Raw genomic sequence first — 14,693 nt, forward strand, 5'->3', positions numbered from 1 at the left:
TCAGCGCAGTTCGAGCACGCGCACCCCGTACGGGGCGAGGGTCACGTCCCGCACAGGGCCCCCGCCGGTCAGCTCACGCAGCTCCCCGTCCGCCGAGGGGCGCACGGTCAGCTCCTCGCCGGACTGGCTCACCAGCCACAGGAACCGCGCACCGTCCTCGCGGACCAGCGTGTCGGCACTGACGTACGGGGTGTCGACCTTCACCGGGCGCGCGGCACCGGCCAGTTCGGCGAGCGCCGCGTACAGCCGGTGGGTCTGCTCGGGGTTGGCACGGGCCGTACGGGCGGCCATGTGCTCCAGCGGATACGTGGCCAGGACGGTGCGGCCGGCGCCCGCCTCGTAGCGCAGCAGCGCGGGGCGGCCGTGCGCGTCGGTGGCGACCACCCGCGCCCCGTCCGGGACGACCGGCAGATAGGCGCGGCTGTCCTCGTTGCCCGCGACCGGGAAGGTCAGCACCTCGCCGGCGGCTATCGAGCCGAAGTCCTCGGTGAACGTCATCTCCAGGACGTCGTCCTCGATCGGCTCGGCGACACCGTAGGACAGCTGGAGCTCCACGCCGAACAGCCCGTCGAGGTCGTGGAACCACGGGCCACGGGTCGTCGGGTACTCGCCCGAGCAGAACGACAGATAGACCGTGGCCCCCTCCCTCGCCCGGCGCTCCAGCGCGCGGCGGGTGCGGGTGGTCAGCTGGCGGGTCGACGGCAGCAGATACAGCGAGGCGTCGTCCGGCAGCCCGTCCGCCTCCCGGGCGAACGCCACCGGCAGGTCCGCACCGCGCGCCGCCACGTAGCCCTGGTGCAGCGAGGTGAAGATCAGCGGGCGGTCGGCGGGCCGGCTGTAGGGGTAGCCCCGCTCCAGGAAGGCGGGCACGACGAGAGCCGCGTCCGCGTCCGTGCGACGGCAGCGCGGGAAGTCGACCTGCTCCAGGACCTTCGCGAAAGCGGCCAGTTCACGCAGCGGCTCCTTCGGACGCCCGGCGCTGTCGGTGATCCCGAAGTGCATCTCGAAGGGGTGGTGGTCGTACGGCGACTGCTCCCACAGCTCGTCGTAGTCCGTGTTGTTCCAGGCCATCCAGCCGGTGGCCCCGCCCAGCAGCGAGTTGTGCAGCGTCTGCCGGTAGAAGATCCCGGCGTTCGCGGCCGAGACGGTGTCCGTGGAGAGCCCGAACTCCTCCAGGACGACCGGCTGACCCGTGACAGCGGCCAGCTCGCACTCGAACGCGGCCCGGTAGTGCTGGCGCGGCCGGTCCGTGTCGGAGCGGTAAACGTGCGGCCCCACGAAGTCGACGTACTCGGCGGTCTCCCGCAGCGAGAAGCCGTTGTCGCGGCCGGTCACCTCGATGCCCCAGGCGCCGTCGCCGAGCGACACCGGCTGGGTGCCGCCCGCCGCGCGCACCGCGTCGCACATGAACTGCGCCCAGGCGGTGACGACATCGTTCGACGGCGGGTCGACCTGGTAGATCCGCCCGTAGCCCGGCATCTCGTTGGTGATCAGCCAGCCCGTGACCGCCGGGTGGTCCTTGAAGCGGCGGGTCATCTGCGAGACGAACCACGCCTGCCGGCCGACGAGCCACACGTCCTCGTACAGATCCCGGTCACCACGCCACGCCGGGTCCCAGTTCTCGCCCGACATGTGGCCGACGATGAACGTGGGGACCGTGCCCATGCCCAGCTCGTGGTGGGCGTCCAGGAAGTCCCGGAAGCGGTCGCAGAGTTCCTCGTCGATCCGTCCGGGCTCCGGGTGGAAGTCGGGCCAGTAGAAGAACGACCGGGTCATGTTCAGACCGTGCTCCGCGAGCACGGCCAGCTCCTCGCGGACCGTCCTCGGCTCGTAGTTCCGCCACATCAGCGGACCGCCGGTGCGGGACCAGAAGTTGGCGCCGAGCCACGGGAGGACGGCGGGGTCGTGGGTGAGCTGGGCGCTGTGGCGTCGCATGGTGTTTCTGGGTCCTCTTCGATGTGCGGGCGGTGCCGGGGTGGTGCGGCGGTTCAGGTCGGGGGTGCCAGCGGGCCGGTCGATTCCCGTACGACCAGCCGGGGGCGGCCGTCGAGCTCCGGTGGGGGCACGTCCTCCCCGCACCCGGCGAGCAGGGTGCGGGCGGCGGCCGCACCGACGCGCTGCACCTGCTGGTCGACGGTGGTGAGCCGGGGGTGGACCCAGCGGCCGAGCGAGAGGTTGTCGTAGCCGACCACCGACAGGTCGTCCGGCACCCGGAGACCGGCGCGCTGCGCCGTGCCGATGCCGCAGACGGCCATGGAGTCGTTCGGGAACACGAGGGCCGTCGGCCGGTCGGGCAGGGAGAGCAGTTCCTCGGTGACGGCTACGGCGGCCTGCTCGGTGAAGTCGCTGTGCCGTACGGCGACGGGTGCCAGCCCCGCCTCGGCGAGGGCCTCCTCGAAGGCGTGCAACCGCAGCCGGGTGTGCAGCAGTTCGGCCGGCCCCGCGACATAGGCGATGAGTCGGTGGCCGAGCTCCAGCAGATGGGCCACGGCCTCCTTCACGCCCGCGCCCTGCTGTCCGAGCCCTACCCGGGGCACGGGCGAGGCGGCATCGGGGGCGCCCAGCAGGACGGCGGGCAGCCCGAGGCCGCGCAGCAGGTCCGGGCGCGGGTCGTCGGCGCGGGCGTCGGTCAGCACGGCACCGTCTATGCGGCCCTCCGCGACGAGCCGTTCGTACAGCGCGTTCTCCTGGTCCATGTCGGCGACCAGGTGGAGCAGCAGACCGTAGCCGCGCGGCGCGAGTTCGCCCTCCAGACCGGTGATCAGCTCACTGAAGTGCGGGTCGGAGCCCAGCACATCGGTGGGCCGCCGGACGACGAGCGCGATCGTGCGCGTACGGGCCCGGCGCAGTGCCGTCGCGGAGGCGCTGGGGGACCAGCCCAGTTCGGTGGCCGCGTCCAGGACCCGGCGACGGGTGGCCTCCGAGATCCGGCCGGTGCCGTTGACGGCCTGGGAGACCGCGGCGGTCGACACCCCTGCGGCTGCGGCCACGGCCTTGATCGTGGGACGTACAGCCGTACGACCCTCCAGACGCTTGTTCACATCTTCACCGCCCCGCTCACGAGAGCCTGCTGCATCCGCTTCTGGAGCACGGTGTAGACCACCCAGACCGGGACCAGGGTCAGTACCGTGCCCGCCGTAAGAATGCCGTAGTCCGTACCCGTCAGGGACTTGAGCGTGGGCAGGGCGACCTGCACGGTCCGCAGGTCCGGGTCGGGGCCGATGATGACGAGCGAGTAGAGGTACTCGTTCCAGAAGGTCAGGAAGTTCAGCAGCAGGATGGTCGCGATCCCGGGCATGCACATCGGTGTGTAGACGTGCCGCAGGACGGCGAAGGTGGACGCGCCGTCCATGCGCGCCGCCTCCTCCATCTCGCGCGGGATGGTCCGCATGAACTGCACGAGGATGACGACGGAGAGCGGCATCGCCGTGGCCGGCAGGAACAGCACCATGAACGCGCGGGTGTGGAACAACCCGGTGGCGGCGGCCAGCAGGAAAGTCGGGAAGAGCGCGGCGAACGTGGGGATCAGGAAGCCCAGCGAGAACACCCGCTCGACCAGGGCCCCGAGGCGCCCCTCCGCACGGGCGATGGCGAAGGCGGCCGGTATCGCGAGCGCCAGGGTGAGCAGCAGCGCCAGCACGGTCACGAGCATCGAGTTGATGATCGCCGGCCCGAGGTGCGCCGAGGAGAACGACTCGGTGAAGTTCGCGGTGGAGAGGGAGGTGGGGAGGGAGAACGGGCTCCCGAAGATCTGGTCGTTCGTCTTGAACGCCGAGACCAGCAGGTAGTAGAGGGGGACGACCAGCAGCACCATGTACAGCCACGCGAAGATGTGCGCCGGCAGCCAGGACCTTCCGAACTTCATGGGACCAGCTCCGATCAGTAGTTCTGGCGGAAGACGCGGCGGATGGTCAGCAGCCCGGCCAGACCGACCAGGAAGAGGACCACACCGACGGTCTGGCTGTAGCCGAGGTCGGCCGCGATGAACGCCTTCTGGTAGACGAGGAAGGACAAAGTCGTCGACGAGCTCCCCGGCCCGCCCTGGGTGAGCAGCAGCACGTTCTGCGCGGAGCCGAACAGCGTCCAGAGGAACTGGAGCATCGTCACGACGCCCACGAAGTCGCGTATGACGGGGAAGTGGATGCGCCACATGGCCCGCCAGTGCCCGGCGCCGTCGAGCTGCGCGGCCTCACCGATCTCGTCCGGGACGCTGCCGAGCCGGGCCGCGAACAGCACGGCGGTGAACCCGATGCCGCTCCACACGTCGAGGAGGATGAGCGAGCCGAGCGCGGTGGACGGCGAGGCGAGCCAGGCGTCGGTCAGCGAGCCGAGACCGGCTTTGTCCAGGGCGCCGTTGAGCAGGCCGTCCGGGGAGAGCACCGCGTAGAACACCATCGCCTTGGCGGGGGTGGAGATCAGCCCGGGGATGAAGAGCAGATAGCGCAGGACGCGGTGGCCCGGCGGCTTCTGCGCGACGTAGTAACCGAGCATGTACGCCCCGACGATCATCAGGGGCACGGCCACGGCGAGCTGCACGGCGGTGTTCTGCACCGCGTCCCAGAAGACCGGGTCGTCGAGGACCGCGCTGATGTTGCCGGTGCCGGCGAAGGAGACCGGCTGGAGCATGCCGGGCCAGTGCAGGGCGGCGATGACGAAGATGGCGACCAGCGGGCCGACCATGAAGACGAGGTACCAGACCAGCGCGGGCACGGCGAGGATGACCCCGCCCTGCGTGCGGCGCTTCGTGGTGGGGGCGGACGGCGGGGGAGGGACCGGTCCGCGGACCGAGGCGCCGCCCGGGGCGGACGAGAGCATCGTCATGGGAGGACTCGCAAAGGCTCGGGCGCGCGGATCAGGCCGTGCGGTAGGCGGATTCCAGGGCGGAGCGCACGGAGGCCGCGCTCGTCCCCCGGGTGAAGGCGGTGCTGGTCGCGGTGATCAGCGGCTGGGTGGCGGTCGGGGGGACGTACAGGTCGGGAAGGAGCACCTGGCCGACCCGCCCGCCGAGCTGCTGGGCCTCGGCCACCAGCGGGAAGTCCTTGCTGACGGTGTCGGTCACGAGCGCCATGTCCCGGCCGCTCTCGGTGATGAAGCGCGACACCACGTCGGGGCGGTACATGAAGCGGAGGAACTTCTCGACGGAGGACAGCTTCCTGACCCCGTTGGGACTGATCCAGAAGCCGATGAGGGTGTACGAGCGCAGGATGGTCGGCTTCTCGTGGGCGGCGCCCGGCGCGAGCGGCCAGCCGCCGATCTCGGTGTGCCCGGCCGCCTTGGCGGGGACCTTCGCCAGCGCGGAGGACATCGCGGACTGGATGGCCGCCGCCTCCGTGTTGTACTGCGTGGTCATCGTGTCGGAGGTCAGCCCCTGCGCCTTGTCGGCGAAGACACCGGCGTCCCGCAGGGTCACGAAGTAGTCGATGCCCGCGCGGGCTCCCCGGCTGCCGCTGAAGTCACCGGTCGTGTAGACCTGCCTGGCCTCCTCGGGGGTGAGGAAGGTCTGGATGATCTGGGCGAGCAGCTTCTGCCCCGTCCAGTCGTTGCCGCCCACGGTGACGGGTGCGACGCCCTTGACGCGCAACTTCCGTGCGGCGCCGATGAGCTGGTCCCCGGTGGTGGGGACGGAGCCGACGCCGGCCCGGTCGAGCAGATGGGTGTTGAAGGCGACGGGCCAGTTGGTGGCGAAGTACGGGAAGGCGCGGAGCCTGCCCTTGTCGTCGGTCCACTCACTCAGGGCGGCGGGCAGGACGCGGTCGCGCAGCCCCCAGTCGTCGAGGTAGCCCTTCACGTCGACGGTGGCACCGACGTCGGTCCAGGCCAGCGTCTTGTCGTACAGGTTGACCATGACCACGTCCGGCTCCTTACGGGCCAGCCGTGAGGTCTCGTAGACCTGGGGGAGGTCGTCGCCGTTGACGAGGTTCTTGACCCGGATGCCCGGGTTCTCCTTCTCGAAGGCTTCGACGACGGCGGTGTACGTGGCGGAGCCCGGCGCGGTGGTCCCGAGCTGGGTGTGGACGAGTAGGGAGCCGGGGTCGGAATCGGCCGAGGCGAGCGTGGAGCAGCCGGACATTGCGGGGAGCGCGGTAGCGGCGGCGAAGCCGGAACCAGCGGCAAGGAAACCGCGCCGACTCAGGGGTGAGCGCACAGCGGGATGTCTCCAACCAGGACGTTAACCAGGGTGGTTAATCGATGTACCAGCGGGTTGCGAGAAACTTAGGGGTGCGGGAAGAGATGGTCAACCCCCGGTTGCACATGCTGGAAAGCCCGACATTCCGGGCGGGTGGGGGCGGTGATCCTGGTACGGGTATTGCTCCGAAGATCGTTCTGTTGGAGGCTGAGACATGCAGAATCTGCCGACCTTCGTCCTCGTCCACGGCGCCTTCGCGAATTCGTTCTCGTTCGCGCCGCTGCAAGCTGAACTCGCCCTGCTGGGCCACCGCTCGGCCGCGGTCGACCTTCCGGGCCACGGATTCGAGGCGACCTTCCCCGCGGCCTACCAGGCCCCTCAGGACCTGGACGCCCTCTCCGCGGAACCGGGGAACATCAAGGGGGTCACGCTCGCGGACAACGTCGCCCGCGTGATCGAAGCCCTCGAACGGGCCAAGCGGAACGGCCCCACGATCCTCGTCGCCCACAGCAGGGGCGGCGTCACCATCACCGCCGTCGCCAACGCCCGGCCGGAGCTGATCGACCGGATCGTCTACGTCTCCGCCTGGTGCCCCGTCGATCTGGACGTGGCCGACTACTACGCCCAGCCGGAGATGGCGGACGTCGATCCGGGAGCCTTGGCTGCCGCGCTCGTCGGGAGCCCGGCCGAACTGGGCCTTCTGCGGGTCAACTTCCGCACGGCCGACGCGGTGGCGCTCGCCGCGTTCAGGCAAGCGTTCGCCGCCGACCTCACCGACGACGAGTTCCGGAACTTCCTGAACACCTTCCAGCCCGACGAGAACCTCGACGCCGGTACGTCCGCAGACCGGGCACAGGCCACGACCTGGGGCCGGATCCCCAGGACCTATGTGCGCCTGGCCGCCGATACCAGCGTTCCGCCCGCCGTGCAGGACCGCATGATTCGGGAAGCCGACGCGCTCACACCGGACAACCCCTTCGACGTCCGGACTCTCGAGGGAAGCCACCTGCGCTGGCTCGTCCACCCGAGGCCCGCCGCCGAGCTGCTCGCGGAGCTCGCAGCGCGCTGACACTTGTCGCGGGGCCCCGCCGGTGGGGCGCGAGGTCCGGTCAGTCCCCGTCGGGTGAGCGCCCCACCGCGAGCTGCGCGTCGACCGTCGCGAGTACCAGGTCGGCCAGCTCCGCGACGGAATGTCCGGCGCCCGTGTCGATGTGGTCCAGGCCCAGCCCGTCGACGGCATCCAGCATGAGCTTCTGGTAGCGCTCGGTCCGGGCCAGGAACTGGTCCATCAGGTGCTGTTCCGCCGCGGTCGCCGCTTCGTAGTGGCCGGCCGTGCGCACCCGGGCGCGTACGACCGCGTCGTCCGCGGTGAGCCATACCGCGGCCGTACGCCGGACTCCCAGCTCCGCGACGGGCACGGGCCAGAGCGCCGAACCTTCGAGGACCAGGCCCGTCCCGGTGCCGCCCTCGGCCGCGCGGGCGGTGACCAGCTCTTCGATGCGGGGCCACAGCCGGTCGTAGTGGTCGAGGACGGACCGGATCAGCTCGTCGACCGTGAGACCGCCGTAGTGCTCGGCGACGTGCGGGGGCACTTCCCACTCCGCCGTCCGCCACGGCCTCCCCGGGTGCCGGGCCAGCTTGTCCGTCGACAGGCACTCGAAGCCGAGCCTGTCCGCCACCACCCGGGCGACGGCCGACTTCCCGACGTTCGACGTGCCCCCGATCAGCACCACTCGCACACCACGCATGCCGGCGACCCTAGCGGGGCGGGGCGCGCCGCGCGGACGGGGAAGTGCCCGGCCCCGACGGTGCGTCGCTCAGCCCTCGGCGGCGCGGGAGCTCAGGATCCCCTCGACGCCGTGCAGGAAGGTTTCGGAGACCAGCTCCGGATCGAAGAGGCAGCCGGCGGCCATGGCGCCGTCCCGGAGCATGACGAGATGCCGGGCGGCCGGCCCGGCGGGCGCGTCGCCGGTCTGTGCCAGCAGGTCCGTGACGGTGTTCAGGAACCACTCCCGGTGGGCCAGGACGGCCTGGTGGATCGGGTGCGTGGGATCGGGATACTCGGCTACCGCGTTGAGGAACGCGCAGCCGCGGAAACCGGGGGACCGGATGCCCTCCGTGATGGACCTGGCCACGGCCCGGACCTCGTCGGGGGCTGACTCGCTGCCTGTCCGGGCGGCGGCGATCTGCGCCCGGATCCCCTGGTCGGCCTGGTCGAGATACGCGAGGACGAGCTCTTCCTTGCCCGCGAAGTGGCGGTACAGCGTCGCCCGGGTCACCTTCGCCTCCGCGGTGATCCGGTCGATGCCGACGGAGTGGATCCCTTCCGCGTAGAAGATCTCGATCGCTGTGCTGAGCAGCCGCGTCCGCGCCTCGGACGTGCTGCCGCCTTCTGGGCTCCGGCTCATGCGGCCAGGCTACCAAACCCTTGAGGGAGAACGTTCGGTCTTGACAGGTCCCAGCCGGAGGCCTGTAATTCGATGAGACCGAACGTTCTCCCTCACCTGTGGTGGATGACTCGGCTGTTGTGCATCCCCGCGCCGTCACCGAAAGGCACTTCCGTGGACACTCTCGTCAGCACCGCGTCCCCCAGCGTTCCCGCGACCTTGCGAAAGCTGTACTTCGGGCGCTTCGCGTTCGCCGCGGTCTGGGCCGGGCTCCTGTTCGCGACCGCCGACACCCTGGGACCGCTCAGTGTGGCGCTCCTGCTGGTCTATCCCTTGTTCGACGTGGCGGCCGCGATCGTCGACGTACGGTCCGCCAAGGCGAACGGCGGTACGGCCGCGGCCCTTCACGTGAACATCGCGATCAGCTCGCTCGCCGTCATCGGCCTGGCGGTCGCCGTCACGTCCGGCATTCCGGACGTCCTGCGGATCTGGGGAGCCTGGGCCGTCGCCTCCGGGCTCGTCCAACTCGTCGTGGGTGCCGTTCGCCGGGCACTGGGCGGCCAGTGGCCGATGATCATCAGTGGCGCCATCTCCGTACTCGCCGGCACCTCGTTCATCACGCAGGCCGGCAGCGGTGATCCCACGCTGGTGAACCTCGCGGGCTACGCCTTCCTCGGAGGTGTGTTCTTCCTCGTGTCGGCACTCCGGCTGAGGCCCACCCGCAACCGGGCGTGACGAGGGCGGTGCGGGAAGAGGCCGGTGCCGGGGCGTGTGGTCACGCCCCGGCCGGCCCCCGCAGGGATCAGGTCGCCGAAGGCTTCTCGGCCGGCGGCTTCCCGGCCGACGGCCTCTCGCGGAGGGCGTCGACGACCCCGCGCTCCAGGACCGCCGACTTGCTGAGCAGGGCGCCCTTCTTGCCCATGGTGGTGTCCCGGATGAGGTAGGTGCGCTCGCCCAGGTACTCCAGGGTGGTCGGGTCGAAGATCCAGGCGGTGCGCCAGCCGGCCCGGGTGTCGTCGCGGGCCACGCCGATCCCGTGCCGGCCGGCCGCGTCCACCGCGTCGGAGTCCACGGTCACGCCGGGGATCTTCGCCGCCGCCTTGTAGAGAGCGGCCGCGGTCTTCGGCGGCATCACCGTCTCCCGCAGCAGTTCGCCCATGGTGTCGAAGGCGTCCTGGGCCTGGTCCCGGTCCTCGGCCGGGGTGTCGCGCGCGTCCTGGTCCCGGGTGATCTCGGTGGTGAGCCGCCGGAGCAGGACGTCGGGGTCGGTGGGCAGCGAGGCCAGCCACGTGTACGTCGGCCGGTTGAGGCCCGCCGGATAGCCGACGGGGGTCTCGCCGTCCGGGACCCCCACGGTGATCGGGAGGTACGAACCCTCCTCGTGGATCAGGCCGACATCGATCACCGGTCCCGCCTTCTGCGCCATCCAGACCTCACGCTCGTGGGGCTTGCCCAGCTTCAACGGACCACCGAATTCGCCCTCGCTCTCGGTCTGCAGTGTCTTGACGTACACGAACTGGTCGCCGGTGACCGTCTGTTCGCCGCTCTTCTCGGCGACCGACGCGATCCGGTCGAGCAGTACGGCCGCGCCGCGCGGGGCCGTGGAGTGGGAGCCGGTGCCCGCGGCGGACGGTGACGGAGTGCTGTTCTGGCCGGTCAGGGCGAGCGTGGTCAGCAGCACCCCACCCAGGGCCAGTCCGGCGGCGGGCAGCAGGACGGCGGGGCGCAGGAGGCGGGGGCGGGGGCGAGCGGTGGCGCGGTCGCCGTCCTGGTCGATCAGACGCATCAGGGTGTCCTTGTGGTGGAGATGACGGCCCGGGGGCAGGTCCCGTTCGGCCGGGGCCGGCAACAGCCGGCCCAGTTCCTCGCGTTCGGCCTGCTCGGGGCCGGAGGTACGGTCGTTCATCGGGCTTCCTCCTGGATGGGCAGGGCCACGAACGGGGCCCTGCTCCCTACCTCTCCGCGGCCGGGGCGGGGTTCCCGGCCGGACCGGACCGGGTCTTCGGGTCGTGCCTCCCGCGTGGGCCCGTCCGGCGCCCGGCCGAGCTCCTCATCGGTCAGCCGGCGCAGCCGGGTACGGGCACGGGACAGCCGCGACCGCACGGTGCCCACGGGGATGCCGAGGGCCTCGGCGGTCCCGGCGTAGTCCAGCCCGGACCAGACACAGAGGACCAGCACCTCACGTTCCTGGCGGCGGAGCCCGCCCAGCGCCCGCTGGACCGCGGCGAGCCGCCGTGTGTCGTCGACACGCCCTGCCGTGGCGTCCGCGATGTCCGCCACCGGCTCCGGGGCGGGGCGGCGGGCCAGGAAGGCCAGGCGCCGCCCGATGCCGCGGTTGGCGTTGCGCGCCTTGTTCGTGGCGATCCCGAGCAGCCACGGCCGTAGCGAGTCGCCCTCCGGTTCGACCGTGTGACGGGTGCGCCAGGCTGCCAGGAAGGTCTCGGACAGTACCTCCTCGGCCGTCGACCAGTCGCCCGTCAGCCGGTAGGCGTGGTTGTAGACCGCCCGCGCGTACTCCTCGTAGAGCGCGGCGAACGCCTCGCGGTCGCCCGCCCTGATCCGTGCACGCATGCGCTCCCGATCTCCCTGCTCATCACACCTCACACCACCTACCTCTCCGGCCGGACCCAGGAGTTCCGGTGACCTGCGCCACACGGCGGGGCCCGGCGGCGCGGCAGCCCCTGCCCGGCGTGACGTAAGAAGGTGCGCTCACCGATCGGAAGGGAGCGGCCCGGAAGAGCGGCGGCCTCGCCGCCGTTCCGCCCTATGCCCAGGAGCGAACGCCCGCGAGTTCCTCGGAGATCTGCCAGATACGCTGCGCGTCCTCGCCGCCGCGCAGGCGGCTGTACAGCTTCTGCTCCGCCGGGCCGCCACCCAGGTGCCCGGTCCCGCTCGGTCCGTAGAACCCGCCGCCCACGGCCTCGGGTGACGTCGCGGCGTGGAGGGCGGGCAGCTGTGCCGTGTGCACCGTTCCGACCACGACGCCGCGGGCGGACAGGGTGCGGATCAGGCGCACGCCCAGTGTGTCCTTGGCGCGGCCGATCTCGGGGCGGGCGGCGAGCAGGCTCGTCGGCGCGACTCCCGGGTGGGAGAGGTTGCTCGCGATGCCCCAGCCCGCCGCCCTGCTCCGGCGGTCGAGTTCGAGGCCGAAGAGGCCGAAGGCGATCTTCGACTGGCTGTAGGCGCGCATGCCGTTGTACGAACGCTCCCAGTTCAGGTCCTCCCAGTGGATGCCGTTGCGGTTCGCGGCAACGCTGACCTGGGACGTCACGCGGGCCCGGCCGGCTCGTAGCAGCGGCAGCAGGTGGTTGACCAGGGCGAAGTGGCCCAGATGGTTGGTGCCGAACTGCAGCTCGAAGCCGTCGGCCGTCGTCTGCCGGTCGGGCGGGGTCATGACGCCGGCGTTGTTGATGAGGATGTGAATGGGGCGGTCCTCGTCCAGCAGGGTCTTGCCGAGCTCCGCGACGGAGGCGAGCGAGGAGAGGTCGAGGGCACGCAGCGACACGTTCGCGCCGGGGACCTGCTCACGGATCCTGGCGGCCGCTCCTTCTCCCTTACGCGGATTACGGACCGGCATGACGACCTCCGCGCCGGCGGCGGCCAGGCGCATGGCGATGCCGAGCCCGATCCCGTCACTCGCTCCGGTGACGACAGCGCGCTGCCCGGTCAGGTCGGGAACGGTGATGTCGATGTCCTGTCGTGGCATGAGTGCACTCCCTGGCGATGTCGTTGCCCCCACCGTGACCCCGACGACCGGACCTATCCAGGGCCTCCCGATCCACCGATAAGCGCGGTCGGCGCGGCCAGGCTAGGGCTGACCTGCACGGACAGCGGCCGGGACACGCCTGCCGCCCCGCCCGTCCCTGCCGCAGAGGGGGATCGACGATCCGTGGATAAGTGCGGGTGCGCGCGCTACAAAGGATCAGTACGAGAGGGAGAGAACGCATGGAGATCGACCGAGCCGGACTCGCGGCGTTCCTGCGGCACCGCCGGGAGCTGCTGCAACCCGAGGATGTCGGCCTCCCGCGCGGACAGCGGCGCAGAACCAGCGGCCTGCGCCGCGAGGAGGTCGCCGAGCTCTGCCACATGTCGACCGACTACTACGCCCGGCTGGAGCGCGAACGCGGCCCGCAGCCCTCCGAGCCGATGATCGCCTCGATCGCGCAGGGGCTGCACCTCTCCCTCGACGAGCGGGACCACCTGTTCCGCCTCGCCGGCCACGCCCCGCCCGTACGGGGCACAGGCACCGTCAGAGAGCACGTCAGCCCCGGCCTGCTGCGCATCCTGGACCGGCTGGACGACACGCCCGCGGAGGTCGTCACCGAGCTCGGGGAGACGCTGCGGCAGACCCCGCTCGGCACAGCGCTCACCGGCGACACGACCCGTTACACGGGTCCGGCGCGCAGCATCGGCTACCGCTGGTTCACCGACCCGGCCATCCGCGAGCTCTACGCGCCGACGGACCACGCGTTCCTCTCCCGGATGTTCGCGTCAGGCCTGCGTGAAGTGGCCGCTCTACGGGGCCCCGGCTCCCGGGCCGCGCGCTACGCGGAACTGCTCCTCGCCCGGAGCGACGAATTCCGCGGCCTGTGGGACAAGCACGAGGTCGGCGTCCGCCCCCATCACGTCAAGCGCTTCGTCCACCCGGAGGTCGGCGCCCTCGAACTGAACTGCCAGAACCTCCTCGACCCGGACCAGTCACACCGCCTGCTCGTATACACCGCGGTCCCGGGCAGCGAGAGCCACGACAAACTGCGCCTCCTCGCGGTCATAGGCCCACACGCGCTGCGCTGACTGCAGCGCCGGTCGTTGGGAAGTCATGGACGTCCATATCGGATATATAGGGGCACGGGCTGTCCGTACCTTCCCAATGACTGCCCAGCGACCCGGCACGGGAGTCCTTCCGCGACCACGCCGGACCGCAGGTGTGTGCTGGGCTGGACGCACTGCTGCTCGGATCGATCTGGGACGGGCCCGACGGTGAGGCGCAGCACACACAGGAAGCCGCGATGGCCTCGTGCGTACGTCACCGGGTGCTGGGCGCGTTGCCCTTCCGGGAGGCGTGCGTGTTCTGCACGGCGGGGGTGTGAGGATGCAGCGGACGGCGCGGCGGAGGGGCTGGGCTGCCGGGTGGCGATCAGGAGTCGAGTACGGCGGCCACACCTTCGATCTCCACGAGCTGGTCGGCGTACCCGAGCACGGTGACGCCGAGCAACGTGCTCGGGACGTCGTGGTCGCCGAACGTGTCCCGGACCACCTTCCAGGCGGCCACCAGGTCTTCCTGCCGTGTGGAGGCCACCAGTACGCGCGTGCTGACGACGTCCTCCAGACCGGCCCCGGCCGCCGCGAGCGCGGTCTTCATGTTCTCGAGGGCCTTCGCCGCCTGACCGGCGTAGTCACCGACGGCTGCCGTGGACCCGTCCTCGTTCAGTGGGCATGCCCCGGCGAGGAAGATCAGCCGCGCGTCGGCGGGCGCGGTGGCGGCGTAGGCGTACTCGGCCACGTCGGACAGGGCGGTGGAGCGGATGAGCGTGACTGCACGGGGCATGGCGGCCAAGTCCTTATGGAGGGGCGGGAATGCGTATTCCTAGCAGACCGTCGCCGGGGCTTCCCCTCATTTTCTCTGCCCACCGCAGATGATTAGGCTGCGGGGATGGGTGACATGTACGCACTCGACCTCGCTCTGAACCTCCGTGCCACGGTGCCGAGCGCGGTCTTGGACGAGCTGAGATGGCATCTCGGCACTGCCTCCGGGCCGGGGGAGGGGACGACGGGCGCTCCTGCGGAAGAACTGGCCGGACCGGACGACGCGTTCCCCCTCCTCGCCGAGCGTGGACCGGCGTGGCGCATCGGTGGCCTGCTGGTGGGCGAGCTGCACCGGACGGACTGCGGCTGGGCTCTCACGGCCCGCCAGGAGGTGCACGCGGAGTGCCTCTCCGACCTGGACCCGCTTCTGGAGCAGTTGGCGCGGCACTCCAGCGCCGAGGGCGTCATCGGGCAGATCCGCTTCTACGAGGACCATGTGCCGGAACTGCTGATCAGTGAGTCGGGAACGCTGGTGCGGATGGCCCTCGAGCCGGACGAAGTCCGCGCTGTCCAGGCGCACCAGCCCCGGTGACACGACACGACCCCGGCATCCGGACAGGCACAGGGCTTCCTGACATGGCGGAGCGCGGCCG

16 protein-coding genes are annotated in these 14,693 nt (G+C 71.0%); 5 read left to right on the forward strand and 11 right to left on the reverse strand.

Annotation, left to right across the window (positions count from 1 at the left end; all coding sequences use genetic code 11):
* From ACIQM3_RS13585 to ACIQM3_RS13605, 5 genes are read right to left on the reverse strand one after another with little or no spacing between them, the layout of a single operon-like run.
* The gene (locus ACIQM3_RS13585; protein ID WP_401623305.1) at window positions 1-1,935 is read right to left on the reverse strand and encodes a cellulase family glycosylhydrolase; all 1,935 of its coding nucleotides are present in this window, start codon (window positions 1,933-1,935) and stop codon (window positions 1-3) included.
* Between the two features lie 53 nt (window positions 1,936-1,988).
* Entirely contained in the window at window positions 1,989-3,041 is a 1,053-nt protein-coding gene (locus ACIQM3_RS13590) for a LacI family DNA-binding transcriptional regulator (protein ID WP_401623308.1), read from the reverse strand.
* Entirely contained in the window at window positions 3,038-3,865 is an 828-nt protein-coding gene (locus ACIQM3_RS13595) for a carbohydrate ABC transporter permease (RefSeq protein ID WP_401623311.1), read from the reverse strand. Before ACIQM3_RS13595 ends, ACIQM3_RS13590 begins: the two co-directional genes overlap by 4 nt.
* Window positions 3,866-3,879: 14 nt before the next feature.
* Entirely contained in the window at window positions 3,880-4,821 is a 942-nt protein-coding gene (locus ACIQM3_RS13600) for a carbohydrate ABC transporter permease (RefSeq protein ID WP_401623314.1), read from the reverse strand.
* A gap of 31 nt (window positions 4,822-4,852) precedes the next feature.
* Window positions 4,853-6,145: an ABC transporter substrate-binding protein gene (locus tag ACIQM3_RS13605; RefSeq protein ID WP_401623317.1), complete on the reverse strand. Its 1,293-nt coding sequence runs from the start codon at window positions 6,143-6,145 to the stop codon at window positions 4,853-4,855.
* A 196-nt stretch (window positions 6,146-6,341) separates the two neighbouring features.
* Here ACIQM3_RS13605 and ACIQM3_RS13610 point away from each other — a divergent pair, with 196 nt between their 5' ends.
* Window positions 6,342-7,196, forward strand: coding sequence for an alpha/beta fold hydrolase (locus tag ACIQM3_RS13610; protein WP_401623320.1), 855 nt, complete (start codon window positions 6,342-6,344; stop codon window positions 7,194-7,196).
* Between the two features lie 40 nt (window positions 7,197-7,236).
* Here the strand turns inward: ACIQM3_RS13610 and ACIQM3_RS13615 are convergent, their stop codons facing one another.
* Together ACIQM3_RS13615 and ACIQM3_RS13620 are read right to left on the reverse strand one after the other, a co-directional pair.
* Window positions 7,237-7,875: a hypothetical protein gene (locus tag ACIQM3_RS13615; protein WP_401623323.1), complete on the reverse strand. Its 639-nt coding sequence runs from the start codon at window positions 7,873-7,875 to the stop codon at window positions 7,237-7,239.
* A 69-nt stretch (window positions 7,876-7,944) separates the two neighbouring features.
* A complete protein-coding gene (locus ACIQM3_RS13620; RefSeq protein WP_401623326.1) occupies window positions 7,945-8,535 on the reverse strand; it encodes a TetR/AcrR family transcriptional regulator in 591 nt (196 codons plus the stop codon).
* A 153-nt stretch (window positions 8,536-8,688) separates the two neighbouring features.
* On the opposite strand from ACIQM3_RS13620, the gene ACIQM3_RS13625 reads away from it, so the two are divergent.
* Window positions 8,689-9,249: a hypothetical protein gene (locus ACIQM3_RS13625; RefSeq protein ID WP_401623329.1), complete on the forward strand. Its 561-nt coding sequence runs from the start codon at window positions 8,689-8,691 to the stop codon at window positions 9,247-9,249.
* Window positions 9,250-9,316: 67 nt separating this feature from the next.
* Here the strand turns inward: ACIQM3_RS13625 and ACIQM3_RS13630 are convergent, their stop codons facing one another.
* The 3 genes from ACIQM3_RS13630 to ACIQM3_RS13640 all read right to left on the reverse strand — a co-directional run bounded on the left by ACIQM3_RS13630 (window position 9,317) and on the right by ACIQM3_RS13640 (window position 12,220).
* Window positions 9,317-10,420: a CU044_5270 family protein gene (locus ACIQM3_RS13630; RefSeq protein WP_401623332.1), complete on the reverse strand. Its 1,104-nt coding sequence runs from the start codon at window positions 10,418-10,420 to the stop codon at window positions 9,317-9,319.
* The gene (locus tag ACIQM3_RS13635) at window positions 10,417-11,085 is read right to left on the reverse strand and encodes an RNA polymerase sigma factor (RefSeq protein ID WP_401623335.1); all 669 of its coding nucleotides are present in this window, start codon (window positions 11,083-11,085) and stop codon (window positions 10,417-10,419) included. The genes ACIQM3_RS13630 and ACIQM3_RS13635 overlap by 4 nt, the downstream gene beginning before the upstream one ends.
* A 193-nt stretch (window positions 11,086-11,278) precedes the next feature.
* Entirely contained in the window at window positions 11,279-12,220 is a 942-nt protein-coding gene (locus ACIQM3_RS13640; RefSeq protein ID WP_401623337.1) for an SDR family oxidoreductase, read from the reverse strand.
* Between the two features lie 239 nt (window positions 12,221-12,459).
* On the opposite strand from ACIQM3_RS13640, the gene ACIQM3_RS13645 reads away from it, so the two are divergent.
* Both ACIQM3_RS13645 and ACIQM3_RS13650 read left to right on the forward strand, forming a co-directional pair.
* The gene (locus ACIQM3_RS13645) at window positions 12,460-13,308 is read left to right on the forward strand and encodes a helix-turn-helix transcriptional regulator (protein WP_401623340.1); all 849 of its coding nucleotides are present in this window, start codon (window positions 12,460-12,462) and stop codon (window positions 13,306-13,308) included.
* A gap of 131 nt (window positions 13,309-13,439) precedes the next feature.
* Window positions 13,440-13,604, forward strand: a complete 165-nt coding sequence (locus ACIQM3_RS13650; protein ID WP_401623343.1) for a hypothetical protein — start codon at window positions 13,440-13,442, stop codon at window positions 13,602-13,604.
* Between the two features lie 47 nt (window positions 13,605-13,651).
* Here ACIQM3_RS13650 and ACIQM3_RS13655 read toward each other — a convergent pair whose 3' ends face one another.
* A complete protein-coding gene (locus ACIQM3_RS13655; protein WP_401623346.1) occupies window positions 13,652-14,062 on the reverse strand; it encodes a RidA family protein in 411 nt (136 codons plus the stop codon).
* Between the two features lie 105 nt (window positions 14,063-14,167).
* Here ACIQM3_RS13655 and ACIQM3_RS13660 point away from each other — a divergent pair, with 105 nt between their 5' ends.
* The gene (locus ACIQM3_RS13660) at window positions 14,168-14,632 is read left to right on the forward strand and encodes a hypothetical protein (protein ID WP_401623349.1); all 465 of its coding nucleotides are present in this window, start codon (window positions 14,168-14,170) and stop codon (window positions 14,630-14,632) included.
* Window positions 14,633-14,693 lie beyond the last annotated feature (61 nt).

It is taken from the genome of Streptomyces sp. NPDC091271 (assembly GCF_044757505.1).
GTDB lineage: Bacteria > Actinomycetota > Actinomycetes > Streptomycetales > Streptomycetaceae > Streptomyces.